The 25,130-nt window shown below is 66.8% G+C and carries 23 protein-coding genes and 1 pseudogene; 22 read left to right on the top strand and 2 right to left on the bottom strand.

From position 1 onward, the window contains the following. The first annotated feature begins 12 nt into the window (after positions 1-12). The 4 genes from fumC (at position 13) to glnT (ending at position 4,722) form a co-directional block, all read left to right on the top strand. On the top strand, positions 13-1,389 hold the full coding sequence (fumC, locus tag CB0101_RS01860) for a class II fumarate hydratase (RefSeq protein ID WP_010309195.1): 1,377 nt from the start codon (positions 13-15) through the stop codon (positions 1,387-1,389). A gap of 80 nt (positions 1,390-1,469) precedes the next feature. Beyond that, positions 1,470-2,387, top strand: a complete 918-nt coding sequence (locus tag CB0101_RS01855) for a fatty acid desaturase (protein WP_010309197.1) — start codon at positions 1,470-1,472, stop codon at positions 2,385-2,387. Continuing rightward, the gene (locus CB0101_RS01850) at positions 2,384-3,373 is read left to right on the top strand and encodes an alpha/beta fold hydrolase (RefSeq protein WP_010309200.1); all 990 of its coding nucleotides are present in this window, start codon (positions 2,384-2,386) and stop codon (positions 3,371-3,373) included. Before CB0101_RS01855 ends, CB0101_RS01850 begins: the two co-directional genes overlap by 4 nt. A gap of 53 nt (positions 3,374-3,426) precedes the next feature. Next, entirely contained in the window at positions 3,427-4,722 is a 1,296-nt protein-coding gene (gene glnT / locus CB0101_RS01845) for a type III glutamate--ammonia ligase (protein ID WP_010309204.1), read from the top strand. Between the two features lies 1 nt (position 4,723). On the opposite strand, the pseudogene CB0101_RS01840 reads toward glnT, so the two are convergent. Then, a pseudogene (locus tag CB0101_RS01840) lies at positions 4,724-6,128 on the bottom strand (PhoH family protein). An 86-nt stretch (positions 6,129-6,214) separates the two neighbouring features. Between CB0101_RS01840 and CB0101_RS01835 the strand changes: the two are divergent. The 15 genes from CB0101_RS01835 (at position 6,215) to fba (ending at position 19,428) form a co-directional block, all read left to right on the top strand. After that, a complete protein-coding gene (locus CB0101_RS01835; protein ID WP_136643931.1) occupies positions 6,215-7,393 on the top strand; it encodes a F420-0:Gamma-glutamyl ligase in 1,179 nt (392 codons plus the stop codon). 82 nt (positions 7,394-7,475) lie between these two features. Further along, a complete protein-coding gene (locus tag CB0101_RS01830) occupies positions 7,476-8,480 on the top strand; it encodes a hypothetical protein (RefSeq protein ID WP_010309234.1) in 1,005 nt (334 codons plus the stop codon). After that, positions 8,477-8,956, top strand: a complete 480-nt coding sequence (gene ruvX / locus CB0101_RS01825; protein WP_043717683.1) for a Holliday junction resolvase RuvX — start codon at positions 8,477-8,479, stop codon at positions 8,954-8,956. Before CB0101_RS01830 ends, ruvX begins: the two co-directional genes overlap by 4 nt. A gap of 25 nt (positions 8,957-8,981) precedes the next feature. Next, positions 8,982-9,548: a DUF3727 domain-containing protein gene (locus CB0101_RS01820; protein WP_010309241.1), complete on the top strand. Its 567-nt coding sequence runs from the start codon at positions 8,982-8,984 to the stop codon at positions 9,546-9,548. Positions 9,549-9,565: 17 nt separating this feature from the next. Further along, entirely contained in the window at positions 9,566-10,087 is a 522-nt protein-coding gene (locus CB0101_RS01815) for a YqeG family HAD IIIA-type phosphatase (protein ID WP_010309244.1), read from the top strand. A 30-nt stretch (positions 10,088-10,117) separates the two neighbouring features. Beyond that, positions 10,118-11,197 (top strand): glutamate 5-kinase, encoded by a 1,080-nt coding sequence (gene proB, locus CB0101_RS01810; RefSeq protein ID WP_010309247.1) that lies wholly within the window; start codon positions 10,118-10,120, stop codon positions 11,195-11,197. A 194-nt stretch (positions 11,198-11,391) separates the two neighbouring features. Further along, the gene (gene lpxD / locus CB0101_RS01805; RefSeq protein ID WP_010309250.1) at positions 11,392-12,459 is read left to right on the top strand and encodes a UDP-3-O-(3-hydroxymyristoyl)glucosamine N-acyltransferase; all 1,068 of its coding nucleotides are present in this window, start codon (positions 11,392-11,394) and stop codon (positions 12,457-12,459) included. A 25-nt stretch (positions 12,460-12,484) separates the two neighbouring features. Beyond that, a complete protein-coding gene (gene leuB / locus CB0101_RS01800; RefSeq protein WP_010309253.1) occupies positions 12,485-13,570 on the top strand; it encodes a 3-isopropylmalate dehydrogenase in 1,086 nt (361 codons plus the stop codon). A gap of 80 nt (positions 13,571-13,650) precedes the next feature. Beyond that, positions 13,651-14,553, top strand: coding sequence for a phosphoribulokinase (locus tag CB0101_RS01795; protein WP_029552992.1), 903 nt, complete (start codon positions 13,651-13,653; stop codon positions 14,551-14,553). A gap of 148 nt (positions 14,554-14,701) precedes the next feature. Next, entirely contained in the window at positions 14,702-14,962 is a 261-nt protein-coding gene (locus CB0101_RS01790) for a hypothetical protein (RefSeq protein WP_010309260.1), read from the top strand. Further along, complete coding sequence (locus CB0101_RS01785; protein WP_029552994.1) at positions 14,962-15,822, top strand: A24 family peptidase; 861 nt, start codon at positions 14,962-14,964, stop codon at positions 15,820-15,822. The genes CB0101_RS01790 and CB0101_RS01785 overlap by 1 nt, the downstream gene beginning before the upstream one ends. Before the next feature lie 35 nt (positions 15,823-15,857). Continuing rightward, on the top strand, positions 15,858-16,733 hold the full coding sequence (accD, locus tag CB0101_RS01780) for an acetyl-CoA carboxylase, carboxyltransferase subunit beta (RefSeq protein ID WP_010309264.1): 876 nt from the start codon (positions 15,858-15,860) through the stop codon (positions 16,731-16,733). Then, positions 16,730-17,176, top strand: coding sequence for a hypothetical protein (locus CB0101_RS01775; protein ID WP_010309266.1), 447 nt, complete (start codon positions 16,730-16,732; stop codon positions 17,174-17,176). Before accD ends, CB0101_RS01775 begins: the two co-directional genes overlap by 4 nt. Before the next feature lie 17 nt (positions 17,177-17,193). Then, positions 17,194-18,303, top strand: coding sequence for a Gfo/Idh/MocA family protein (locus CB0101_RS01770; RefSeq protein WP_010309269.1), 1,110 nt, complete (start codon positions 17,194-17,196; stop codon positions 18,301-18,303). A 51-nt stretch (positions 18,304-18,354) separates the two neighbouring features. Further along, positions 18,355-19,428, top strand: coding sequence for a class II fructose-bisphosphate aldolase (gene fba / locus CB0101_RS01765; protein WP_010309272.1), 1,074 nt, complete (start codon positions 18,355-18,357; stop codon positions 19,426-19,428). 61 nt (positions 19,429-19,489) lie between these two features. Here the strand turns inward: fba and CB0101_RS01760 are convergent, their stop codons facing one another. Further along, positions 19,490-22,348, bottom strand: coding sequence for a UPF0182 family protein (locus CB0101_RS01760; protein ID WP_246833803.1), 2,859 nt, complete (start codon positions 22,346-22,348; stop codon positions 19,490-19,492). 140 nt (positions 22,349-22,488) lie between these two features. On the opposite strand from CB0101_RS01760, the gene thrC reads away from it, so the two are divergent. Genes thrC through CB0101_RS01745 form a run of 3 tightly spaced genes read left to right on the top strand, consistent with a single transcriptional unit; the run spans position 22,489 to position 25,124 of the window. Continuing rightward, positions 22,489-23,790 (top strand): threonine synthase, encoded by a 1,302-nt coding sequence (gene thrC / locus CB0101_RS01755; protein ID WP_010309280.1) that lies wholly within the window; start codon positions 22,489-22,491, stop codon positions 23,788-23,790. A 40-nt stretch (positions 23,791-23,830) separates the two neighbouring features. After that, positions 23,831-24,106 carry a MoaD/ThiS family protein gene (locus tag CB0101_RS01750; RefSeq protein ID WP_010309284.1) on the top strand — a complete coding sequence of 92 codons (276 nt, stop codon included), beginning with the start codon at positions 23,831-23,833 and terminating at the stop codon, positions 24,104-24,106. A gap of 58 nt (positions 24,107-24,164) precedes the next feature. Next, complete coding sequence (locus CB0101_RS01745) at positions 24,165-25,124, top strand: cupin (RefSeq protein ID WP_010309287.1); 960 nt, start codon at positions 24,165-24,167, stop codon at positions 25,122-25,124. Positions 25,125-25,130 lie beyond the last annotated feature (6 nt).

The raw sequence follows: 25,130 nt of genomic DNA, 5'->3' as shown, positions 1-25,130 counted from the left end.
TCGCAGCCGCCGATGAGCACCCGCCAGGAAACCGACAGCATGGGCGCCATCGCGGTGCCCGCCGAGCACTACTGGGGTGCCCAGACCCAGCGCTCGATCACCAACTTCCCCTTCGGTCAGCGCATGCCGCTGGCGATCGTGCACGCCTTCGGGCAACTGAAGGCGGCCTGCGCCGAAGCCAACCGTGATCTGGGCAAGCTGGAGCCAGGCCTCTGCGCCGCCATCGTGGCGGCAGCGGAGCAGGTGGCTGGCGGTGAGCTCGACGCGGAATTCCCGCTGAAGGTGTGGCAGACAGGCTCGGGTACCCAGAGCAACATGAACGCCAATGAGGTGATTGCCAATCGAGCGGTGGAGGCCCTGGGCGGCGAGCTCGGCAGCAAGAGCCCGGTGCATCCCAACGATCATGTGAATCTCAGCCAGTCGAGCAACGACACCTTCCCGGCTGCGATGCACGTGGCCGTGGTGCTCGAACTGGAGCAACAGCTCCTACCGGCGGTGGAGCAGCTCGCCGCCGCGCTCCAGGCCAAGGCCACCAGCTACGCCGGCCTGGTGAAAATCGGCCGCACCCATCTGCAGGATGCGGTGCCATTGAGCCTGGGCCAGGAATTCAGCGGCTACGTGATGCAGCTGCAACTGGCGCTGGAGGCGATCCGCCAGAGCTTGCCACGCGTACGCGAACTCGCCATCGGCGGCACCGCGGTGGGTACCGGCCTCAATGCCCCGAAGGGCTTTGGCGAGGCGGTGGCCGCACGCCTGAGCGAACGGCTGGGCACAGCCTTTAGCAGTGCCCCCAACAAATTCCAGGCCCTGGCCGGCCACGAAGCATTGGCATCAGCCCATGGCGCGCTCACGGTGCTGGCCGGCAGCTTGATGAAGATCGCCAATGACATCCGCTGGCTGGGCAGCGGCCCCCGCTGCGGCCTGGGCGAACTGGTACTGCCGGAAAACGAACCCGGCAGCTCGATCATGCCGGGCAAGGTGAATCCCACCCAGTGCGAAAGCCTCACGATGGTGGCCGTGCAGGTGATGGGCAACAACACCGCCGTGCAGATGGCTTCCAGCCAGGGCAACTTTGAACTCAACGTGTTCAAACCCCTGATTGCCCACAACGTGCTCGAGAGCATCGAGCTGCTGGCCGGCGCCTGCACGAGCTTCCGTGAGCACTGCATCGAGGGCCTGCGGGCCAACGAACAGCGCATCGAGAGGCTGCTCAACCAGAGCCTGATGCTGGTCACGGCCCTCACCCCCGCCATCGGCTACGACCGCGCCAGCGGCATTGCCAAACACGCCCACAAGCACGGCCTCAGCCTGCGGGAAGCCGCACTGGTGCTGGGCGAAATCAGCGGCGAAGAGTTCGACCAGTGGGTGCGGCCAGAGCGGATGGTTTGAGCCGCCCGGCCGGTTGTTCAGGCTGAACGGTCAGCGGTCAGGGCACTGACAGACAGTGCGAGCGACCGTTCCATCCATCGATGGCCGCCAACCCGCTCAGCCCAGCGCTGATTCCACCCGACGCTCTGCGCCAACTCAACGAACGCTCGGATGGCCCCGGCTGGCGCCAGACCCTCGCGCATGCTGCGTTCATCGCGGTGACGGCAAGCCTGTGGCTGCGGAGCGACCTGCCGCTCCCCCTGCGGCTGGTGGCGCTGGTCCTGCTGGGCGCTGGCTTGGCGTTCTGCTTTTGCGCCATGCACGAGTGCGGCCACCGCACCGCTTTCGCCGGCCGCCGCCTCAACGACACGGTGGCCTGGTGGGCCGGGGTCTTGAGCTTCTACAACGCCGATTTCTATCGCCGCTATCACCAGTGGCATCACCGCTACACCCATCAGCCCGGGCTCGATCCGGAACTGGAGGATCCGGCACCCAGCACCCTGGCCGCCTATCTCCTCGAGCTCAGCGGACTCACCTGGTGGATCGGAAAACTCCGCGGCCACACGCGCGCCTTGCTGGGGGATTTCAGCGGCTGCCCCTATATCCCTGAGGAGGCAGCCGCTCAGGTCACGCGATCGGTGCGGCTGCAATTTGGCCTCTACGGCCTTTTGCTGTTGGCCTCGATTCCCAGCGGGAATGGGCTGCTCTTCTGGGCCTGGTTGCTCCCCCTGGCGGTGGGACAACCCTTGCTGCGCTTCGTGTTGCTGGCCGAGCACGGCGGCTGCAGCTTCAGCGATGACGGCACCCGCAACACCCGCACCACGCTGACGCTGCAGCCGCTGCGCTGGCTGATGTGGAACATGCCGTTCCATGCCGAACACCACCTCTACGCCTCCATACCGTTCCACGCCCTGCCCAAAGCCCACGGCTATGTGGCTCCGGCCTTGCACCATCTCGATCAGGGCTACATCAACGTTCATCGCGGCCTGCAACGCAACCTTGCGGCACTGGCTGCATGACAGCCCAGTTGCAGCAGCACCATCTCGGGCATTGGCCTCTGCAGTGCGGCAAGACCATCCCGGATGCCCAGATCACCTACTTGAAGATCGGCGAGCTCAATGCCGATCGCTCCAACCTGATCCTGGTTCCCACCTCCTACGGCGCCCGGCCCGACGATCTGGCCTGGCTGGCTGGCCCCGTTCTCGATCCCGATCGCTACTGCATCGTGATTGCGGGCCAGTTCGGCAACGGCGCCTCCAGCAGCCCCAGCCACGGAGCCATGGGTCTAGCCGAGCAGGGCTGGGTGGTGAGCCATCGCGACAACGTGGCCGCCCAACACCAGCTGCTGATGGAGGCCTTTGGGGTGAAACGGCTCGCCCTGATCTACGGATGGTCGATGGGAGCCCAGCAGGCCTACCAGTGGGCCGTGGATCGGCCGGAGCTTGTGGAGCGCATCTGCTGCGTCTGCGGCACCACGCGCACCTCACCCCATAACCGACTGTTCTGCCTCAGCCTGCGCCAGGCTCTCACCGCCGATGCCAACTGGAACGGATCGGGCTTCTCAGATCCACCGGATCAGGGGCTGCGCACCTATGCGCTGATCTATGCCAGCTGGGCGGCGAGTCAGCCGTTTTTCCGCGGCCTGCAGGAGCCGGTGGAGCAGCACGTGGAACAGCAGTGGTTGCCCCACTACCAGCGCCATGATCCGCGCGATCTGATCGCCATGCTCGACACCTGGCTCGCGCACGATGTCGCAGCCGGCGGTGATCTCCCCGCCACCCTGGCGGCGATCCAGGCCCGCACAGCGGTGGTGGCCGGCAGCCACGACCTCTATTTCACCCCCGACGATCTCGCGGCAGACGCCGCTGCGATCCCAGGGGCGCAGTGGCATCTGATCCAGTCCGAACTGGGGCACCGCGCCGGCAACCCCCACAGCAGTGCTGCCGAGCAACAGCAGCTGCAGCGCATCGTGGCCGAGCTGCTCGCCCAACCCATCGCCCTCTAATTCCGCAACCCCACTCCGGCATGAACACTCCTTCCCCAACCCTGAACGCACAGATGCAGGAGCTCGGGCTTCAGTTCCTGCTGGTGTCGTTCACCGATCTGTTCGGAATGCAGCGGGCCAAGTTGGTCCCCGCGTCAGCGGCCGCAGCCATGGCGGGCGATGGAGCCGGCTTTGCCGGCTTTGCCGCCTGGCTCGACCTCTCCCCCGCCGATGGGGATGTGATGGCGATTCCCGATCCCAGCAGCCTCACACCCCTGCCCTGGCAACCGGGTGTGGGCTGGGTGGCCGCCGAGCTCACACTGAATGGCGAGCCCATGGCGCAGTGCCCACGTCGCCTGCTGCGCCGGCAGCAGCAACGAGCAGCGGCACTCGGCTACGAGCTGCGCAGCGGCGTTGAGGCGGAATTTTTCCTGCTCAGCCCCGATGGCGCCGCCATCGCCGACACCGCCGATCATCAGGAAAAACCCTGTTACGACCAGCTGGCGCTGATGCGCCAGTTCGGCCTCATCGGGCCCTTGCTCACCGCGATGGAGCAGCTGGGCTGGGGGCCCTACCAAGCCGACCACGAGGATGCCAACGGCCAGTTCGAGATCAACTGGACTTTCGCTGAAGCCCTCACCACTGCGGATCGCCATGCCTTCTTCAAGGTGATGGTGAAGGCGATGGCGGAGCAACAGGGTCTGCGGGCCAGCTTTATGGCCAAACCCTTCGCCGCCCTTACCGGCAACGGCTGCCACACCCACCTCTCCCTGTGGGGAGCCAACGGCAGTGCGATGGCCGGGCGCAATCTGTTCCACGACCCCAACGGTGAGCTGGGCCTCTCCTCGCTGGCCTATCACTTCCTTGGCGGACTCATCGAGCACGCACCGGCGCTTTGCGCCATCACCAACCCCACGGTGAACAGTTACCGGCGCCTCGCCGCACCGCCGACCACCTCCGGCGCCACCTGGAGCCCGGGCGGGATCAGCTACACCGGCAACAACCGCACCCACATGGTGCGCATCCCCGATGGGCAACGTCTGGAACTGCGCCTGCCGGATGGCTCCACCCACCCCTACCTGCTGCAAGCAGCGGTGCTGGCGGCGGGGCTCGATGGGATTGAGCGCCAGCTCGATCCAGGCCCGCGCCACGACAACGACAACTACGCCAACCCGCTCACGCCTGGCCAATGCCAGCGGCTGCCCGCCGATCTGGGTGAAGCCCTGGATGCGTTCAGCGCCGATACCGACCTGCGAAGCGCCCTGGGCGAAGAGTTCTGCCAGGCCTATGAGCGGCTACGGCGGCGCCAATGGCAACGCGAACGCGGCGACATCAGTGACACCGAACGCCGCTCCTGCCTGGATTGCTGAGTCAGAGCAAGTTCGCCGCCAGTTCCGCCAATTCGCTCCGCTCGCCGCGCATCAGGGTCACGTGGCCGGCAAGGCGTTGCCCTTTAAAGCGCTCCACCAGCCAGGTGAGGCCGTTGCTCTCGGCATCCACGTAGGGATTGTCGATCTGATAGGGGTCACCGGTGAACACGATCTTGGTGCCTTCGCCCACCCGGGTCACAATCGTTTTCACCTCGTGGGGGGTGAGGTTCTGGGCCTCATCCACCACCATGAACTGCCGCGGAATCGATCGGCCGCGGATGTAGCTGATCGCTTCCACTTCCAGCAGGCCCATGCCCTTGAGGTCGGTCCAATTGCTGCGGTTACCGCGCTGGGTACCAGGGCGATTGCTGCCGCTGCTGGGTCGTGGTGAGCGGCCCTCATCGGCATCAGCACCACCAAGCAGGAAATCGAGGTTGTCGATGATCGGCTGCATCCAGGGACCCATCTTTTCCTCAAGGCTTCCGGGCAGGAAGCCGATCTCTTTGCCCAGGGAAATCACCGGGCGTGTCACCAGCAGGCGCTCGTAGAGATGCTCATCAGCCACCTGGTGCAATCCGGCCGCCAGGGCCAGAAGAGTTTTGCCGGTGCCGGCCTTGCCCACCAGTGTGAGCAACTGCACCGAAGGATCCAGCAGTAGGTCGAGGGCGAAGGTTTGCTCGCGGTTGCGGGCGCTCACCTTGCCGAGCCGCACTTTGCCGGCGCGCTGCAGCGGCAACAGGCGACCAGTTCCCGCATCGAAACGGGCCAAAAGCGTGTGGTTGGGCTGGGCCTGATCCACGAGGGTGACCCCCTCATTCGCCTGGAGAGCTGCCCCTTGCGCAGAGGGAAGATCAACAAGCGCCAGCCCCCCCTCCCCTTTGAGCTGCTCCATCGCCGCAGCGCTGGCCATCAGCTCGCACACCCCGGGGTAGAGGTCGGCGATGTCGACCTTGTCGGTGGTGTAGTCCTGCGCCGTGAGGCCCACCGCATCGGCCTTGATGCGCAGATTGGTGTCTTTGGTGACCAGCACCACCGGTGGCTGGTCGCTGATCAGGCCGGAGCGGAGCTGCTCGAGCGCCACCGCCAGGATGTTGTTATCGCCATTACCGCCCTTCAGTTCAGGCGGCAACTGAGCCAGGGTTTCACTGCGGCAGAACACCACCTGCAGGGTGCCGCCGCTGGCGTCGTCGATCGGCACGCCATCGGCCAGGTTGCCCTTCTCCCGCAGCGCATCCAGCAGCCGGGAGATCTGGCGGGCATTACGGCCCTTCTCGGAGTCACGCTTGAAGCGGTCGATCTCCTCCACCACCTCGATGGGGATCACCACCGCGTTGTCTTCAAAAGCGGGTGAGCGCCTGCGGGTCGTGGAGCAACACATTCGTATCGAGAACGAAGGTCTTGCGCATCACGGCCCTCCCATGGAGATGCGCGCACGCTAAGCGGCTTTTTCAGCTGCAAGCTCTACGCTCCCGCAGAACTCAAAGCACTGGCGTTGTCTGCACTGTTGGCTGTGTTGTTGATCGCCGCCCTGGTTTTCGGGCTGGCACTGCTGTGGCTTGAGGCACGCCATCGGCTGCGGCCGGCCTCTCCACTGCGGCTGAGCAGCGCCAATTGGAGCGTGAAGCGCAAAGGCGACGAGCGCCTGGAGGTGAAAGGCACGATCGCGATCCGCAATCCCCATGCCCGCATGGAGGTGTTCGTGCCGGAGATCGAGCTCAAACCCACCCTGCTGGGGCGCGTCGATCTGGCCGATGTGCAGGTCACAACCAGCCTCAAGCCGCAGCACCCGGATGAAGAGGCCAGGGCCGATGGCTACTGGTTCGCCTACATCGTGAAAGGGCACAAAACCACCCAGGCCGAGGTGCGCATCAGCATCAGCGGTCCGGCTGGCAGCGATCTGCGCAAGCTGGTGGACACCCTCTGGCTGGAGATCCTCTGGACCAACTACGGCCCCTTCGGCCGGCTACAGAAGCGTGATGGCGTGTTGATCCCGCTGCGCCGCCCCGCAGCCGCCCAGCCAGATACCGCCAACTGGCGCCAGGGTGATCGCTGCTCGGTGTTGCCGATCCGCACCCATCTGCTCGGCACCCTCGACGATCCAGCCGAGGTGCTGCGCCACTACGCCGGCGCCGTGCTCCAACCGGGTGATGTGCTCACCATCGGCGAAACCCCTCTGGCGGTGATGCAGGGCCGCTACAACCACCCGGCGAATCTGCAGCCTTCGAGCCTGGCGCGGCTGCTCTGCCGGGTGTTCCACCCCACCAGCTCCCTGGCCACCGCCTGCGGCCTGCAAACCCTGATCGACAACGTGGGTCCCGCCCGCGTGCTCTGCGCCTGGCTGCTCGGTACAGCCCTCAAGCTTGTGGGCTCCAAGGGCTGGTTCTATCGCCTGGCCGGTGAACAGGCCCGCCTGATCGACGACGTCACCGGCACCACTCCCCCCTACGACCAGACGATCGTGCTTGGCCCCGCCGATAGTGCCGCCGTCTGCCGCCAGCTCGCCGCCGATCTGGGCGTGGCCGTCGCGGTGGTGGATGTGAACGACCTGGGGCGGGTGAAAGTGCTCGCCTCCAGCCCGGGCTGTGATGAAGCACTGCTGATGCGGGCCCTCAAGCCCAACCCCGCCGGCAATGCCAACGAGCGCACGCCCCTGGTGCTGGTGCGCCCATAACATTGGTGTAGGCCCAATCAGGCCGAGCGCCGTGTCTTCAGCTGCTTCTGCCCAGCGACCCGCTCAGGCCCCGTGCCTGCATGTGGTTGCGCTGCGCGGCTGGCACCTTCCGCTCCTGCAAGACCCCTGCTTCGCCGACCTGCTCCCCCTGCTGCAGCGCGCGGTGTTGCTGCAGGGCCCCGAACGCCTGCTCAACAGCCTCACCGCCCGGCCACCGCTGGTACCCGATGTGCTGCTGGCCTACCGCGAGCCGCAGCACCCGCTGGGGTTGCTGCTCAGCCAACGCCTCAACCGCAGCGGCAGTTGCTGGCAACTCCTCCAGCTGCGCAGCAGTGAAGCCAGCCTCGCGGCCGGGGAAGCGGGCCGCATGGCGATCGAAGCGGCACTGATCCGTGAAGCGATCCAGCGCAGCCGCGGCGCCGCCAGCTGGATCGCCACCGCCGCCACCACCGACAGCGATCGCCTCGCCCTGCTCCGCCAGCAGGGGTTCCAGCCCCTGCGCCGTGAAACCCTCTGGCGTTGGGAGCCGCCTGCATCGCCCCAGGAGCGGCCCCTGCCCAGCGATCTGCAATTGCGCCCGCTCAATCGCCGAACAGCCGCTGCGATGTGGCAGCTGGAGCAAGCGGCGCTGCCGGCGCAGCTGCGCCAGCTGCTCGATCGGCGCGTGGAGGATCTGCTCGACCAAAGCGAGCAGCCGAGCCTGATGCTGTTCGACTGCAACCGTCAACAAGCCGTAGCCGGTGCCCGGCGCCTGCGCCCCGGCAACCGCGGCCTGCCCGAACTGGAGCTGAGCGTGCACCCGGGCTGGCAACACCTGCTCGGTGAACCCCTGCAGCTGCTGCTGGAGCGCAGCGCAGCCGGCGCCGATCAATTGCTGGTGCGCAGCGATGTGCTCGACGCTGAACGCAGCAACTGGCTGCAGAGCCTCGGCATGGCACCCGAGGGTGAAGAGGTGGTGATGGCCCGCAGCGTCTGGCGCCGCCATGCCCCCCAGGCCAGCGCTCAGGTCGCCCAACGGCTCGAAGCGGTGCTTGGCCGGCTGCAACCCGGCCAGCGCCCGATTCCCACCCCCCTGGGCCGGCCTTGAGTCGGCCCAAGCCCCGCTCCGTGTTGGCCCTCGATGTGGGCCGCAAGCGCATCGGGTTGGCCGGCTGTGATGCCCTGGGCCTCACCGTCACCCCCCTGCCCGCCCTTCGGCGCGGCCGCTACCCCGCCGACCTCGAGCACCTGCGCAGCCTGGTGGCCCAGCGGCGCATCACCGCCCTGGTGGTGGGCTTACCGCTCGATGCCCAACAGCAACCCACCGAACAGGCGGAGCATTGCCGCCGCTACGGCGAACGGCTGGCCCGCCATCTCGCGCTGCCGCTGGCCCTGGTGAATGAATTCGCCAGCAGCTGGGCGGCGGCCGAGCGCCACGGTCTGCATGGCGATCGCAGTGGTGCCCTCGACAGTGCCGCCGCGGCACTGCTGCTCGAGCAATGGCTGCAGGAGGGTCCCGAGCCGGCGCCGGTGGCCGCGCAGGCCCCTGGCGTTGGCTCCGGGGCCGATGCCCAGGCATCCTGAAGACAACAAGCCCTCCCCCTGACCCATGAGCTCAGACGGTCCCAGCAGCAACGGTGCCGGCGATGTCCCCACCGTGCTGGTGCGCGACAGCGAAGGGCGTCAGCTGCTCTGCTTCCTTGAACAGCTGATTCCCCTCGATGGCAACGACTACGCCCTGCTCACCCCGGTGGATACCCCGGTGTGCCTGGTGAAGATCGCTGATGACGACAGCGACGACGAGGTGATCGATGAGCTCAGCGGCGCTGAACCGATCCTCTCGGTGGCCGATGTGGTGTTGCAGGAGCACGACCTCACACTGGTGCGCTCCGCCGTCACCCTCACCGTGAGCGGTGAACTGGAAGAGCCCGATCCCGAAGACGTGGATGAGGAAATCGAGGAGGGTGACGACGACGAGGAGAGCGATCTCTACGAAATGCTGATCCAGTTCCGCGCCGAAGGCGAGGAATACGGCCTGTTCATTCCCCTCGATCCCTTTTTCGTGGTGGCCCGGATGGAGAACGGGGAAGGCCGACTGGTGGAAGGCGAAGAGTTCGAGCGGATCCAGCCCCGCATCGAGGCTGAACTCGACGAGCGCGAGCTCGGCGAAGGCTGATCCCAAATCCACCCACCGTGAGCAACCTGTCTCTGCCCGAGCTGCTTCAGCCCAACCTGGTGGCCACCGGCACCCTGGCGGATCTGCCGTTGCATCAGCTGCTGGCCCAGGGCATCCGCGCCCTGGTGCTGGATGTGGATCGCACCCTGCTGCCGCGCCGGGGCAACGATCTGCCCCCGGCGGTGGAGGACTGGTTGCGCCGTGCTCAGCAAACGCTGCCGCTGCACCTGTTCAGCAACAACCCCTCCCGCAGCCGGATCGGCGCCGTGGCCGCTCAGCTGGGGGTGAACTACACCACCAGCGCCGGCAAGCCGCGCCGTGGACCGCTGCGGCGGGTGCTGGAGCAGTTGGATCTGCCCCATGCTCAGGTGGCGATCGTGGGGGATCGCGTGTTCACCGATGTGTTGGCCGGCAATCGCCTCGGCCTCTACACGGTGCTCGTGAAGCCGGTGAACCCCGAGGGCGAACCCTGCCGCCACGACCACTGGCAGCGGCTGGAGGTGCGGCTGGCGCGGCTGGCCGGCGCGCCGCTGCGCTGAAGATGGGCCGCTGGGGATGCCGGGCCTGAGATGACGATCCGCCGCGTGATCAAGGTGGGCACCAGCGTGCTGCGCGGTGCCGGCGGCCGCAGCACCGATCAGGTGATCAGCGATCTCGCCGACAGCCTCTGCAGCCTGTGGCAGCGGCAGGAGCCGGTGGTGCTCGTCACCAGCGGCGCCGTGGGTCTGGGCTGCACAGCCCTCGGCCGCCTGGATCGCCCCACGGAGCTGGAAGGGCTGCAGGCTGCCGCCGCCGTGGGCCAGGGCCGCCTGATGACCCTCTACGACCAGGCCTTTGCCCGCCACGGCCGCTGCGTGGCCCAGGTGCTGCTCACCCGTGGGGATCTGGCCTCGCGCCGCCGCTATCAGAACGCCTGTCGCACCCTCGAGCAACTGCTGGCCTGGGGTGTAACGCCGGTGATCAACGAAAACGACACCCTCGCCACCGACGAACTGCGCTTCGGCGACAACGACACCCTCTCCGCCCTGGTGGCTGTGGCGGTGCAGGCCGATGAGCTGGTGCTGCTCACCGATATCGACAGCCTCTACTCCGGTGATCCCCGCAGCGACGCTGACGCCCGCCCGATCCCGGAGGTGAACAACCTGGCCGAACTGGAAGCCCTCAGCGGCGTCGCCAAAGGCGGCGGTCGCTGGGGCACCGGCGGCATGACCACCAAACTCTCCGCCGCCCGCATCGCCACTGCCAGCGGCATTCAGGTGCGCCTGGCCGATGGGCGCGACCCAGCCGTGCTCAACGCCGTCCTCGCCGGTGAACCCCGCGGCACCCTGTTCCGCCCCAGCGACACCCCCCTGAGCGATCGCAAGGGTTGGCTGGCCCACGCCCTGCTGCCCAAAGGCAGCATCACCGTGGATGCAGGGGCGGAGCGGGCTCTGCTGGAGCAGGGGGCCTCGCTCTTAGCCGTTGGCGTGCAGGCCGTGGACGGCAGCTTCGGCCGGCGGGATGCCGTGCGCCTGCTCAGCCTCGATGGACGCGAACTGGCCCGCGGCCTCAGCGCCATGGACAGCCAGGAGCTGTTGCAATGCAAAGGCCAGCGCGGCTTGGTGGTGCACCGCGACCACCTGGTGATCACCCCTGGCGCCTCCGGCTGAACGGCAAACCAGCGGGCTGCCCACCGTGATCCGTTGCCTGGAGGAGCTGCTGTGCTGGCTGCTCTCCGGCTCCGGATATCCATGGATATCCGGCCGTGGACACCGTGCCCAGACACAACCACGGTTCAGCCGGTCTGTTGAACCGGTGTGATCCACTTACGATCCGCGCGACCCCTCTGGTGCTCGCGGCTCCCATGCGCTTCAGCCAATTGCTCGGCCAACTGAGCGAAGTGCAGGCCGCGGGGGGCCCCCAGGGCCTCAGCCACCACCTGGCCAGCGATCCCGATCTGCAGGGCGCCGCGGCCCTCGATCAATCCGGCAGCGGCCAGCTGAGCTTCCTGGAGCCGGGGAATGCCCTGGCCGCAGCCCTGGATGCCAGCGGTGCCAGCGCTGTTTTGCTGCCCGCCAAAGGGGATGAAGCCGAAGCCCTGCAACAGCAGGCCAGCCAACGGGGCCAGGCCTGGATTGCCCTGAAGGATCCGCGCCTCGCCTTTGCGGAGTCGCTCGATGCCCTCTATCCCCGCCAGCCCAAAGCCCCGGGCATCCATGCCAGTGCCGTGGTGGATCCGGAGGCCGTGGTGGGCATGGGCAGCCATGTGGGCGCCCATGTGGTGATCGGTGCCCAGGTGCAGATCGGCGCCAGCTGCACGATCCACCCCAACGTGGTGATCTACGACGACGTGCAGATCGGCGATGGCTGTGAACTGCATGCCGGGGCGGTGCTGCATCCCGGCTCCCGCCTGGGCCGCGCCTGCGTGGTGCACTCCAATGCGGTGGTGGGCAGCGAGGGCTTCGGCTTCGTGCCCACCGCCAGCGGTTGGCGCAAGATGCCCCAAACCGGCCTGGTGGTGCTCGAAGACGGTGTGGAAGTGGGCTGCGGCAGCACCATCGACCGCCCATCGGTGGGCGAAACCCGCATCGGCGCCGGCACCAAGATCGACAACCTGGTGCACATCGGCCACGGTGTGACCACCGGCAAGGGCTGCGCCCTGGCGGCCCAGGTGGGCATCGCCGGCGGTGCCCGCCTCGGCAACGGCGTGATCCTGGCGGGCCAGGTGGGCCTGGCCAATAAAGCGGTGATGGGGGATCGCTCGATCGCCTCCTCCAAATCCGGCATCCATGGCGAGGTGGCCGCCGGCGAGGTGGTGAGCGGTTACCCCGCCATCCCCAACCGCCTCTGGCTGCGCTGCTCCGCCGCCTTCAACAAACTGCCCGAGCTCACCAAGGCGATCCGCAGCCTCGAGAAGCAAGCCAAGCCGTAGCCTCGCGCCCAGCACCAGCGCGGCCATGACCTCCAGCTACCGGATCACCCTGCTCCCCGGCGACGGCATCGGCCCGGAGATCACGGCCGTGGCCCGCCAACTGCTGGATGCCGTGAGCCGCAAGCACGGCTTTGAGCTCGTCTACAACGAGCAGCCCATGGGCGGCGCCGCCATTGACGCCACCGGCGAACCCTTGCCTGCCAGCACCCTGGAGGCCTGCAAGGCCGCCGATGCCGTGCTGCTGGCCGCCATCGGCTCCCCCCAATACGACACCCTGCCCCGCGAGAAGCGCCCCGAAACCGGGCTGCTGGGGCTGCGGGCCGGCATGGGCCTGTTCGCCAACCTGCGGCCGGTGAAGATCATCCCCGCCCTGATCGATGCCTCCACCCTCAAGCGCGAGGTGATCGAAGGGGTGGATCTGATGGTGGTGCGTGAGCTCACCGGTGGTGTGTACTTCGGTACCCCCAAGGGCCGGGTGGAAGCGGAAGGCCGCGTACGCGGCTTCAACACCATGGCCTACTTCGACGACGAGATCGATCGCATCGCCAAGGTGGGCTTCGATCTGGCTCAGCAGCGCGGCGGCCGGCTCTGCAGCGTGGACAAAGCCAACGTGCTCGATGTGAGCCAGCTCTGGCGCGACCGGGTGGAAGCGATGCACGCCGCCAGCTATCCGGGCGTGGAGCTCAGCCACATGTATGTGGACAACGCTGCGATGCAGCTGGTGCGCAACCCCCGCCAGTTCGACGTGCTGCTCACCAGCAATCTCTTCGGCGACATCCTCAGCGATGAGGCCGCCATGCTCAGCGGCTCGATCGGCATGCTGCCCTCCGCCTCCCTGGGCACCAGCGGCCCGGGCCTGTTTGAGCCCATCCACGGCTCAGCTCCCGACATCGCCCGCCAGGACAAAGCCAACCCGATGGCGATGGTGCTCAGCGCCGCGATGATGCTGCGCGTTGGCCTCCAGCAGGACGCCGCCGCCGCCGACCTGGAGCAAGCCGTCGACACGGTGCTGGCCGGCGGTTACCGCACCGGTGATCTGATGGCCGAAGGCTGCACCCAGTTGGGGTGCAAGGCGATGGGCGATCAGCTGCTGACGGCCCTGGCCGGCTGAGCTGAACCAGCGCTGATCACGATTCCGGGGAGCTGGCACCACGACCTGCCAAACTCCCCCCAGTTCTGCTGATCTCGCGCATGTCGAAGCGTCACCCGGTCGTGTCGGTCACCGGTTCCTCCGGCGCGGGAACCAGCACCGTGAAGCGCGCCTTCGAGCACATCTTCAAGCGCGAAGGCATCACCCCGGCCGTGGTGGAGGGCGACAGCTACCACCGCTACGAGCGTGGCCCCATGAAGGAAGCCATGGCCGCTGCGATGGCCAAGGGCGAGAACTTCAGCCACTTCGGCCCTGAGGCCAACCTGTTCGACAAGCTCGGCGAACTGTTCAAGAGCTACGGCGAAACCGGCACCGGCGAGAAGCGCTACTACCTGCACTCCGTCGAGGAAGCCGCCGAGCACAACGCCCGTCTCGGCACGAACCTCGAGCCCGGTCAGTTCACCCCCTGGGAACCCATCCCCGCCGGCACCGACCTGCTCTTCTACGAAGGCCTGCACGGCGGCGTGAAGGGTGACGGCTACGACGTGGCCGGCCTGGCCGACCTGCTGGTGGGCGTGGTGCCGATCGTGAACCTGGAGTGGATCCAGAAGATCGCCCGCGACAACAAGGAGCGCGGCTACTCGGCCGAGGCCACCGTGGACACGATCCTGCGTCGCATGCCGGATTACATCAACCACATCTGCCCGCAGTTCAGCCAGACCGACATCAACTTCCAGCGTGTCCCCACCGTGGACACCTCGAACCCCTTCATGATCCGCGACATCCCCACCCCGGATGAATCGTTCGTGATCATTCACTTCCGCAAGGGCGCCCGTGAGAAGTGGGGGATCGACTTCACCTACCTGCTCGACATGATCCACGATTCGTTCATGTCCAGCCCCACCTCGATCGTGGTGAACGGCGGCAAGATGGGCTTCGCGATGGAGCTGATCCTCACCCCGATCATTCACCGCATGATCGAAGAAAAGAAGCGACTGGCCTGAGCCTTCGCTGCACCTAGGCTGGGGCACAACTGGCGGACAGGGTCCACCCATCTCGGTTGCTCCTCAGCCCAACCGCGCCGGACTTCCCCGGCGTAACAACCCACCGGCCTCCCCATCCTTTGTGATTCGGGGGGCGGTGGGTTCTTCTGTGCAGCCGGCCGCAACGCAACCCCGTTGGGATCGAATCAACAGTGCCGAGGTGATTGCCCAGGCACGGCGGATCTATTTCCACTTTCTCGAAGGCTCACCAACCCACCCCGATCCGTTGGGTGTGGTGATCGGTTCCCTGCAGGGCCGTGTGGTGTTCGAACTGCCGGTGTTGCTGCCTGAGGAACAATTCATTCCGTTGGAGTTGGTGCGCGGACGCAGCCCGCGCGGCCGCTCCGCTCGATCCCCTCTGCGCGGCTGATGCAGCCTCCTCTTGTGCCTGAGCTCGCCCTGCTGTCGGCCCTGCTGGGGGCCTGCATCGGCAGTTTTCTCAATGTGGTGGCCTGGCGCCTGCCGCGCCAGGAATCGGTGGTGCGCCCGCGCAGCCATTGCCCCCGCTGCGGCACCACCCTGCGCTGGTTCGAGAACATCCCCGTGCTGAGCTGGCTGCTGCTGCAGGGCCGCTGCCGACACTGTGGAACGGCCATCGCCGTGCGCTATCCCGCCGTGGAGCTGCTCTGCTCCGGGTTGTTTGTGGCCGCCGCTGCCGCGCCAGCCGCCGTGAGCGCAGCCGGATCCAGCCTGCCCGGCGCACCCGCCTGGCTGGTGGTGGGCGGTGGCTGGCTGCTGATCAGCCTGTTGCTGCCCATGCTGTTGATCGATCTCGATCAGCTCTGGCTGCCGGAGCCCCTCTGCCGCTGGGGCGTGGTGCTCGGCCTCGTGGTCAGTGCCGTCGCCGGCTTCAGCCAGGGCGATGCTGCTGGCCGCCAACTGCTGCTATGGCATCTGCTGGCGGCCAGCGCCGGCCTGCTGGGCTTTGAAACCACCAGCGCCCTGGCCCAGAAGCTGCTCGGCAAACCGGCCCTGGGGTTGGGCGACGCCAAGCTGGCGGCGCTGCTCGGGGCCTGGCTGGGCCTCACCGGCGTCGGGCTCAGCGTGATGCTGTCGGTGTTTGCGGGGGCTCTCTTTGGGGTGATCGGCCTGATCAGCGGCCGCCTCAAGCGCGGGCAGCCCTTCCCCTTTGGTCCGTTTCTGGGCGGGGCTGGGTTGGCGGTGTGGTGCGCCGGCAATGGCTTCTGGCTGCAACGCTTCAGCCTGTGGCTGGGCTGGGGCGCCCTTTAATGGACTGACCTGTAGCTGCGGACACCGCTGGCCCGATGTCGCTGTTCGACTGGTTCGCCGATCGCCGCAAAACCGCACCGACGGTGCGGGTGGTCCAGGAGGTCAATGAAGACGATGGCCTCTGGAGCAAATGCCCGGAATGCGGCCTGGTGGTCTACCGCAAGGATCTGGCCGCCAATGCCAGCGTGTGTGCGGGCTGCGGCTACCACCACCGCATTTTCAGCGACGAGCGCATCAGCCTGATTGCCGATGAAGGCAGCTTCGAGGCCCTCGACAGCGACCTGAGCCCCACCGATCCGCTCGCCTTCAAGGATCGCCGCAGCTATGCCGACCGCATCCGCGACACCCAGCGCTCCACCGGTCTCAAGGATGGGGTGATCACCGGGCTCTGCCGGGTGGAGGGTCTGCCCCTGGCCCTGGGGGTGATGGATTTCCGCTTCATGGGCGGCTCGATGGGTTCGGTGGTGGGCGAGAAGCTCGCTCGTCTGATCGAAGAAGCCACCGCACGCCGCTATCCCGTGCTGATCGTGTGCGCCTCCGGTGGTGCTCGCATGCAGGAGGGGATGCTCTCGCTGATGCAGATGGCCAAGATCTCCGGCGCCCTGGAGCGGCACCGCCAGGCCGAGCTGCTCTACATGCCCCTGCTCACCCACCCCACCACCGGTGGCGTGACCGCCAGCTTCGCCATGCTTGGCGATCTGATCCTGGCCGAACCGAAGGCCTTGATTGGCTTCGCCGGCCGCCGCGTGATCGAGCAGACCCTGCGCGAAAAGCTCCCCGACGACTTCCAGACCGCGGAATACCTGCGCGACCACGGCTTCGTGGATCACATCGTGCCCCGCACCAAGTTGCGCAGCACCCTGGTGAGCCTGCTCAAGATGCATGGTGTGAGCAAGGCAGTGGCGGCATGAATCAGCCCACAGGCCATCAGGGCCTGCTCAGCCGCGGGCTGGCCCTTCTCCTGGGGCTGCTGCTGCTGGGCGGCTTCACGGCGCCGGCCTGGGCCGGGCCGGTGGATTGGCACGAAGTGCCCGCCAGTGCAGACGGCCGCCAGTGGTGGGATGCCGGGAGCTTGCGGATCAACCGCAGCGGCAACCTCACCGTGCTCAGCCGGTTCCAGCCCGCAACGCCGGCCGACCAGCCGCGCAATGCCGATGGCAGCGAGCCACGCCCGCCCGCCAGCGACCTCTACGTGATGGAGATCGACTGCGGCCAGACGCTCTTCCGCGACACCTCCATCAACGGCATTCCCCAGTGGGGAAGCAGCTGGCAGGCCGCCTCCGGCGACGATCTGATCAGCTCCACCATCAACGAAGCCTGCGCCGCTGGGGAGAACCTGCTGGCAGGCTTCTGAGGCGTGACCAACCGCCCGTGACGGCAGCCCCTTCTTCGCAGCGTCCCCTCGGTGTCGCCCTGGTGGGCCTCGGCTTCGGCGAAAAGGTTCACCTGCCGGCCCTGCAGGACTGCCCCCTCACCGAACCGGTGGCTCTCTGGCACCACAGGCCTGAGCGACTCGAACAGGCCTGCGCCGCCACGGGTTTACCAGGCTTCAACAGCTTTGAGGCGTTGCTGGCCGATCCCCGCGTCGACGCGTTGGTGATCGCCACCCCGCCCGAGCCGCGCTTCGCCCTGGCCCAGGCCGCCATCGCCGCCGGCAAGCATCTGCTGCTGGAGAAACCGGTGGCCCTGGAGGCCCCGCAGATCGAGGAGTTGCAACGCCAGGCCCTCAGCGCCGGCGTGTGTGTTGCGGTGGATTTCGAATACCGAGCCGTGCCGGCCTTCATGCAACTGGCAGCGCTGCTGCAGCAAGACGCCATCGGCACCCCCTGGCTGGTGAAGCTCGATTGGCTGATGGGCAGCCGCGCCGATGCCAGCCGCCCCTGGAATTGGTATTCCCAACGCGCAGCCGGTGGCGGCGTGCTGGGCTCCCTCGGCACCCACGCCTTCGACACGCTGCATTGGCTGCTTGGGCCGGCGCGGCAGGTGAGCTGCCTGCGCAGCATGGCCATCCCCCATCGCCCCCTGACCGATGGCAGTGGCCGCCTGGCGGCGGTGGACGCGGAAGACATCGCCCTGCTCCAGCTGGAGCTGGAAACCGCCAACGGCCAACCCCTGCCGGCCCAGGTGAGCCTGGCCTCCGTCACGCGTCCAGGGCGGGGCTACTGGATTGAGGTGTACGGCAGCGAGGGCAGCCTGGTGCTGGGCTCCAGCAACCAGAGCGATTACGTGCATGGCTTCCAGCTCTGGCGCTCACGCGCCGGCGGAGCGCTGGAGGAGATCGCGCCCGATCCGCAGCTGGCGTTCAGCCACACCTGGCCCGATGGCCGCGTCGCCCCGGTGCGGCGCCTGATCCACTGGTGGGCCGAAGCGGCACAGGAAGGCCGGCCGATGCGGCCGGGGCTATCGGAAGCCGTGCATAGCCAGCTGATCTGCGACCGAGCCCTGCAGGCAGCCGACAGCGGCATCCGCCAGCCGATTTAGACGAAAAAGGCGCCAGTTAGGATCGCCCGCATTCATTCTCCCGGTGTCCCCATGGCGCTCGTCCCGCTTCGGCTGCTGCTCGACCACGCCGCTGAAAACGGCTACGGCATCCCTGCTTTCAACGTGAACAACCTGGAGCAGGTGCAGTCGATCATGGAGGCGGCCTACGAGACCGACTCCCCGGTGATCCTGCAGGCCTCCCGCGGCGCCCGTCAGTACGCCGGTGAGAACTTCCTGCGCCACCTGATCCTGGCTGCTGTTGAGACCTATCCCGACATCCCGGTGGTGATGCACCAGGACCACGGCAACAGCCCCGCCACCTGCTTCGGTGCTGCCGCCAACGGCTTCACCTCGGTGATGATGGACGGCTCCCTGATGGCCGACGCCAAGACCCCCGCCAGCTACGAGTACAACGTGGCTGTCACCAAGGAAGTGGTGGATGTGGCCCACGCCATCGGCGTGAGCGTGGAAGGCGAACTGGGCTGCCTGGGCTCCCTGGAGACCGGCATGGGTGAGGCCGAGGACGGCCACGGTTTCGAGGGCAAGCTCGACCACAGCCAGCTGCTCACCGATCCCGCTGAGGCTGCCGACTTCGTCGCCAAGACCAAGGTTGATGCCCTGGCGATTGCCATCGGCACCAGCCACGGCGCTTACAAGTTCACCCGTAAGCCCACCGGCGAAGTGCTGGCCATCAGCCGCATCGCTGAAATCCACAAGGCCATCCCCAACACCCACCTGGTGATGCACGGCTCCTCCTCCGTGCCCCAGGAGTGGCTGGACATGATCAACAAGTACGGCGGTGCCATCCCCGAGACCTACGGCGTGCCTGTGGAAGAAATCCAGGAAGGCATCCGCAACGGTGTGCGCAAGGTGAACATCGACACCGACAACCGCCTCGCCTTCACCGCCGCTGTGCGTGAAGCCGCCGCCAAGGATCCTGCCAACTTCGATCCCCGCCACTTCAACAAGCCCGCCCGGGCCTACATGAAGCAGGTGTGCCTGGATCGTTACCAGCAGTTCTGGTGCGCCGGCAACGCCAGCAAGATCAAGCAGCGCGACATCAACTACTACGCCGGTCTCTACGCCAAGGGCGAACTCGACCCCAAGACCGCTGTGGCCGCCTGATCGTCAGCCTCGATCGTTGAAGACCAAGGGGCCGCAAGGCCCCTTTTTTGATGGCTGCGCGTCAGGGCAACGGCAACGCTGCCGCCGGATCGGGCAGCGTGAGGGCCTGCGGCAGCGGCCGGGGCTGGGCTGCCACCAGCTCCTGCAAGGCCGCATCGAGATTGCGCTCCATCACGAAGCGGCGACCATCGGTGACCACCACCCGCACCAGCGTGGGCAGGCCGTTGTTGTTGCTCTGCAGGTAGATCGGTTCCACGTAGAGCAGACCCTTGCCCACCGGCATCACCAGCAGGTTGCCGCGGATCAGCTTCGAACCGTCCCGGTTCCACAGCCCGAACTGGTAGCTGATCGCCGGATCCTGCTCAATCAGGGCCGACACCTGCTGAGGACCGAGCAGCAACCGCTGCTGCGGGAAGCGCGCCAGCAGCAGCTCGCCGTAATTCGGCGTGTCGTTGCGGGCAGCCAGCCACCCCACCATGTTGGCGCGGCGCAGGGGTGTGAACGGCAGAAGCAGCACGAATTCCGGCCGGGTCTCGCCCGGGAGCTGCATCGTCACGTGATACGGGCGCACCGGCGCGGTGCTGTCGCCGTAGATCTCCTGGGGTATCGCCCACACGTCGTCGCCGTTGTAGAAGGTGCGCACGTCGGTGACGTGGTAGCGGAGCAGCCGCTCCGCCTGCACCTGGAACTGGCTCTGGGGCACCTGAATGTGGGCCAGCAGCTCCGGCGGCATCGCCGACAACGGTTTGAACAGATCCGGGAAGGCCCGCTTCCAGGTGCGCAGCACCGGATCGGTGGGATCGCTCACGTAAAGCCACACGTGGCCGTTGTAGGCATCCACCACCGCCTTCACCGGATTACGGAAATAACGGATGCCGCTGGGATTGGGATCGGAGTAGGGATAACTGCGGCTCACCGTGAAGCCATCCAGCAACCAGTACTGGTGATGGTCGTTCTGGAAGCCCGGCACGTTGTTCACCCGGGCGGTCACCAGATACGGCTTGCTCTCAAAGCGCAGGAAGGGGGCCAGGGCCGTGAGCCGTTCATTCACCTGGCGGCGCATCAGCAGGCGCGAGTCCGCCGTGAGCGAGCCGGTGAACAGCAGCCGCGGCTCCCAGAGGTAGAGCGCCGCCATCACCCGATCCAGCGGTCCATGGATCGGGACCCCCGCCAGCCCGTCGTAGTGGGAGTACACGTTCAGATCACCCTCGGGGTAATCGAACTCACGCACCTGGGTAGGCGCGATCGCGTACGGGGCGCGATCGGAAGCGAAATAGAGCTTGGGGCGACCCACCGGCAGGGCCCGCTGGGCCTGCGCATCGCTGATGCCCAGCTGGGGGATGCCCTGCACCTTGCCGCTGCGGCCCAGGTCTTTCACGAAATAGAGCGGCAGCCCATCGGGCCCGGAGGCATTCACCGTGGACACGGTGAAGCCGTAGCCATGGGTGAACACCAGGTGGCGATTCAGCCAGGTGCGGGAGTTCTTGGCCAGGGCGGATGTATCCAGTTCCCGGGCCGCGATCAGCACCTGCTGCTTGCCCTGGCGTTCTGGATCGGCATTGAGCGGGTAGCGATCCACCGCCGCCGAGGGGAAGCGGTAGTAAAGGCGCAGCTGCTGCAACTGCCGGTTGGCCTCCAGCAGAGGTCCGCTATCCCACAGGCGCACGTTCGCCAAGGTGCCAGGCGCCGCCTTGAGGTCCGCCGGGGTGAGCTGTTGGCGGGGTGTGAGGTCCACCTCCCGCACGGCCTCAAGCCCGAAGGCACGGCGCGTGGCAGCAATCGTGCGCTGCAGATAGGGGGTTTCCAGGGCCAGCTCCCGCGGCTGCACCCAGATGCGCTGCACCACAGGCGCCACCACCCACTCCACAAAGGGCACCAGCAAGGTGGTGGAGAGCAACGGCAGCAGCGCACCACGCCGCAGCCAGCGGCGCGGGATCGGCACCAGCAGGCCAAGGCCGGTGATCAGCAGCAGAAGTGCCAGCAGCAGGCGCAGCGGCAGCCGCACATGCAGATCCACGAAGCCGGCACCAGCCGCCACACCGCTGCCGTGCAGCATCAAATCGAAGGGCGCCAGGGCGTTGCTGAGGGCCCCCATCAGGGCCAGCACCGCCAACTGCGGTTGCAACACCCGCTGCTGCTCACGGCTCAAGCCTGGAAAGCGCAATTCCGAGAGGCTGTCGCCCTCGCTGAAGGTGAGCCAGAGGCATCCGGCCAGCCCCACCAGGCCCTGCACCAACACCACACTCACCAACAGATGCAGGGCCGGCAGGCGCAGCACGGTGAAACTCAGATCAAAGCCCGTGAGGGGATCCCGCTCGCCGAATGGCACCGCCAAAAGAGCGGGCAGCCAGAGGCTCCAGCCGCGGGCCACCGCCGTGGCCGAGCCGGCCAGGGCTGCCGCCAGCGCGACCCGAAGGCTTGTGTAGGGCCAGATCAGCAGCAAGGGCAGCAAGGCCGCCGCCAACCCCAGAAACAGCCAGGGGGGGAGGTCGGCCAGAACCGGAATACCGGTGATCACATCACCGCTGAAGGGAGCAGCGATCAGGTCAGAGGCCTGCACCATCAAGTAGGTGAGCCCGCCGGCCAGCAGCAGCAACAGCGCCCCGAGCAGCGACAACAGCAGCGGCGGAGCGAGGGGCACCAGCGGAGCGCTGGGCAGGGTCTTGCGGGAGGCCTGCTGACGCAACCGCCAACAGCGCTGCAGCTGCTGTAACTGCAGCGGCACACCCAGACCAAACACCAGGGCGAAGGCGAGCAGCTGCAACAGCCAGCGGCGCAACACCACCGACTGGCTCTGGAACTGCGCAAACCACTGGGCTTCGATCACCAGCCGCGGCAGCAGCACCACCAACCCCAGTGCGATGGCCAGCCAGCCCAGCCAGCGCAAACCCCGTTTGAGGGCGTTAACGGAAAGCCGCAAGGAGGGAACCGTGCACAGGCCGAGGCTAGGCAGCTGCACCGGTGGGTCAAGGCGAAACGCGTCGCCCACAGAGGCCAGCTAGATACCCGACTTCGCAGATCGGCTTTTATTCGCCCCGGCGAACAGCGCTGCTAGCTTCCATGCACCTCAACGGTGTGATCGTGACGGCCACCCTTTCCCGCTCCACCCTCGGCCCCACCTTCACCGGGCTGAAGTGCAAGGAATGCGGCCAGCCCTACGAGGCCGGCGCCCGTCACGTCTGTGAAGACGTCTGCTTCGGACCACTGGAAGTGGTCTACGACTACGAAGCGATCAAAAGCCGTGTCAGCCGCGCCACGATCGAAGCCGGTCCCGCTTCGATCTGGCGCTACCGCGAATTTCTGCCGATCGAGGGCGACCCGATTGATGTGGGCACCGGCTTCACGCCGCTGCTCAAGGCCAACAACCTGGCCAAGCGCCTGGGTTTGAAGAGCCTCTACATCAAGAACGACGGCGTGAACATGCCGACGCTCTCGTTCAAAGATCGTGTGGTGAGCGTGGCCCTAACCCGCGCCCGCGAACTGGGCTTCAAAACGGTGAGCTGCGCCTCCACCGGCAACCTGGCCAACTCCACCGCCGCCATCGCCGCCCACGCCGGCCTCGATTGCTGTGTGTTCATCCCCAGCGATCTGGAGCTGGGCAAGGTGCTCGGCACCTTGATCTACAACCCCACCCTGATGGCGGTGAAGGGCAACTACGACCAGGTGAATCGCCTCTGTTCGGAAGTGGCCAACACTTATGGCTGGGGCTTCGTGAACATCAACCTGCGCCCCTACTACTCCGAGGGCTCCAAGACCCTCGGCTACGAGGTGATCGAGCAGCTGGGCTGGGAACTGCCCGACCACATTGTGGCGCCCCTGGCCTCCGGCTCCCTGTTCACCAAGATCCGCAAGGGCTTTGATGAATTCATCAAGTGCGGCCTGGTGGACGAGAAGGCCGTGCGCTTCAGCGGCGCCCAGGCCGAAGGCTGCAACCCCATCGCCACCGCCTTCCGCGAAGGCCGCGACTTCATCACCCCGGTGAAGCCCAGCACCATCGCCAAGTCGATCGCGATCGGCAACCCCGCCGATGGCCCCTACGCCATCGACATCGCCAACCGCACCGGCGGCAACATCGCCGATGTGACCGACGCCGAGATCATCGACGGCATCAAGCTCCTGGCGGAAACCGAGGGCGTGTTCACTGAAACCGCCGGCGGCACCACCATCGCCGTGCTCAAGAAGCTGGTGGAGCAGGGCAAGATCAACCCTGAGGAGCGCACCGTGGCTTACATCACCGGCAACGGTCTGAAGACCACCGAGGCCGTGGTCGATCACATCGGCCAGCCCTACACGATCGAAGCCCAGCTCGACAGCTTCAACGCTGCCTGGAAGCAAGCCCAGGCCGGTCACGGCCAGGCCTGATCCCCAACCCCCACCACAACCCGTTCCAACTTCACCCGCGATGGCCGTTCAGGTTCTGATCCCCACCCCCCTTCAGAAGTTCACCAACGACGAAGCCAGCGTTGAGCTGGACGCCACCAGCGTGGACGCCCTGGTGGATGCCCTCGACAGCCGCTATCCCGGCCTGAAAGGTCGCCTGTGTGATGAAGCCGGCAAGCTGCGCCGCTTCCTCAACGTGTACGTGAACAGCGAGGACATCCGCTTCCTCGACAACCAGGCCACCGCCCTCAAGGACGGTGATGAAGTGAGCATCGTGCCTGCCGTAGCAGGCGGCTGAGATCAGCCCGTAGCCATCACAGCAGTCAACCCACCCTCCGTTCAGCGAGAGTGATTGCATGACCCAGGCACCCGAACGCAAGCGTCACGACCCGGCGTCCGCCAGTAAGGCCCTGCTGTTCGACTACCGGCAGGCCGCCAACCCGGTGCGACCGGGCCTGACGGATCCGATTCCGTACCGCTCTTGGGGACCTGAACTGCACCAACAGGGCCCGAGCGGCATTGTGCCCCTGGATCTCAGCCCTGAACTCGGGGTGATGGGCCCGGCCACCAGCCCTGGCCTGGCGGCCCATTTCATCCGCATCGAGGCGGGCGAGGGTGTTCGCGCCGCGGCGGCCGCCACCAGTTCCCTCTTCTTCGTGCTCTCCGGCAGCGGTGTGTGCCACCACCGCGCCACCGAAACGAGCGCTACGGCCACGGGCGAGATCGCCTGGCAGCAGGGCGATCTATTTGTCTTGCCCGCCGGTGGCACGCCCCTGCTGGAGGCCAGCAGCACCAGCGTTCTTTATTGGGTGCACGACGCACCCCTGCTCAGCTACCTGGGGGCAGCACCCACATCAGCGCGCTTCGAGCCGACCCACTACAGCGCCGCCTGGCTGCAAAGCGAACTGCTGGCCCTGGCCAACCAGCCGGGTTCCCAGAACAGCAACCGCATCAGCCTGCTGCTGGCCAATCGCGACCTGCCGAGCACACGCACGGTGACCCATGTGCTCTGGGCGATGTACGGGATCGTGCCGGCTGGCGCCACCCAGGCCCCCCATCGCCATCAATCGGTGGCGCTGGATCTGATCATTGATTGCAGCCCTGGGGTGTACACCCTGGTGGGCACCGAGCTCAACGATGACGGCAGCATCCGCCATCCGCGGCGCATCGATTGGCAGTCGGGTGGAGCCTTCATCACGCCTCCCGGTCACTGGCACTCCCACGTGAATGAAAGCGGCGCAGCGGCTTGGTTGCTGCCGATCCAAGACGCCGGCCTGCAGACCTACCTGCGCAGCCTCGATATCCGCTTCGCCTGAGCGCAG

The sequence above is a fragment of the Synechococcus sp. CB0101 genome (genome assembly GCF_000179235.2).
In the GTDB taxonomy this organism is placed as follows: Bacteria; Cyanobacteriota; Cyanobacteriia; order PCC-6307; family Cyanobiaceae; genus Vulcanococcus.
The sequence above is the reverse complement of the archived record's forward strand: the minus strand, read 5'-3'. Positions and strand labels throughout refer to the sequence as shown.

Excerpts from the sequence above, each read along its gene's own strand:
- thrC (WP_010309280.1), top strand. The coding sequence starts at position 22,489 with ATGCACCTCAACGGTGTGATCGTGACGGCCACCCTTTCCCGCTCCACC.
- CB0101_RS01855 (WP_010309197.1), top strand. The coding sequence starts at position 1,470 with ATGGCCGCCAACCCGCTCAGCCCAGCGCTGATTCCACCCGACGCTCTG.
- leuB (WP_010309253.1), top strand. The coding sequence starts at position 12,485 with ATGACCTCCAGCTACCGGATCACCCTGCTCCCCGGCGACGGCATCGGC.
- lpxD (WP_010309250.1), top strand. The coding sequence starts at position 11,392 with ATGCGCTTCAGCCAATTGCTCGGCCAACTGAGCGAAGTGCAGGCCGCG.
- glnT (WP_010309204.1), top strand. The coding sequence starts at position 3,427 with ATGCAGGAGCTCGGGCTTCAGTTCCTGCTGGTGTCGTTCACCGATCTG.
- CB0101_RS01820 (WP_010309241.1), top strand. The coding sequence starts at position 8,982 with ATGAGCTCAGACGGTCCCAGCAGCAACGGTGCCGGCGATGTCCCCACC.
- CB0101_RS01745 (WP_010309287.1), top strand. The coding sequence starts at position 24,165 with ATGACCCAGGCACCCGAACGCAAGCGTCACGACCCGGCGTCCGCCAGT.
- proB (WP_010309247.1), top strand. The coding sequence starts at position 10,118 with ATGACGATCCGCCGCGTGATCAAGGTGGGCACCAGCGTGCTGCGCGGT.
- CB0101_RS01750 (WP_010309284.1), top strand. The coding sequence starts at position 23,831 with ATGGCCGTTCAGGTTCTGATCCCCACCCCCCTTCAGAAGTTCACCAAC.
- accD (WP_010309264.1), top strand. The coding sequence starts at position 15,858 with ATGTCGCTGTTCGACTGGTTCGCCGATCGCCGCAAAACCGCACCGACG.
- CB0101_RS01795 (WP_029552992.1), top strand. The coding sequence starts at position 13,651 with ATGTCGAAGCGTCACCCGGTCGTGTCGGTCACCGGTTCCTCCGGCGCG.
- fumC (WP_010309195.1), top strand. The coding sequence starts at position 13 with ATGAGCACCCGCCAGGAAACCGACAGCATGGGCGCCATCGCGGTGCCC.
- fba (WP_010309272.1), top strand. The coding sequence starts at position 18,355 with ATGGCGCTCGTCCCGCTTCGGCTGCTGCTCGACCACGCCGCTGAAAAC.
- CB0101_RS01850 (WP_010309200.1), top strand. The coding sequence starts at position 2,384 with ATGACAGCCCAGTTGCAGCAGCACCATCTCGGGCATTGGCCTCTGCAG.
- CB0101_RS01775 (WP_010309266.1), top strand. The coding sequence starts at position 16,730 with ATGAATCAGCCCACAGGCCATCAGGGCCTGCTCAGCCGCGGGCTGGCC.
- CB0101_RS01785 (WP_029552994.1), top strand. The coding sequence starts at position 14,962 with ATGCAGCCTCCTCTTGTGCCTGAGCTCGCCCTGCTGTCGGCCCTGCTG.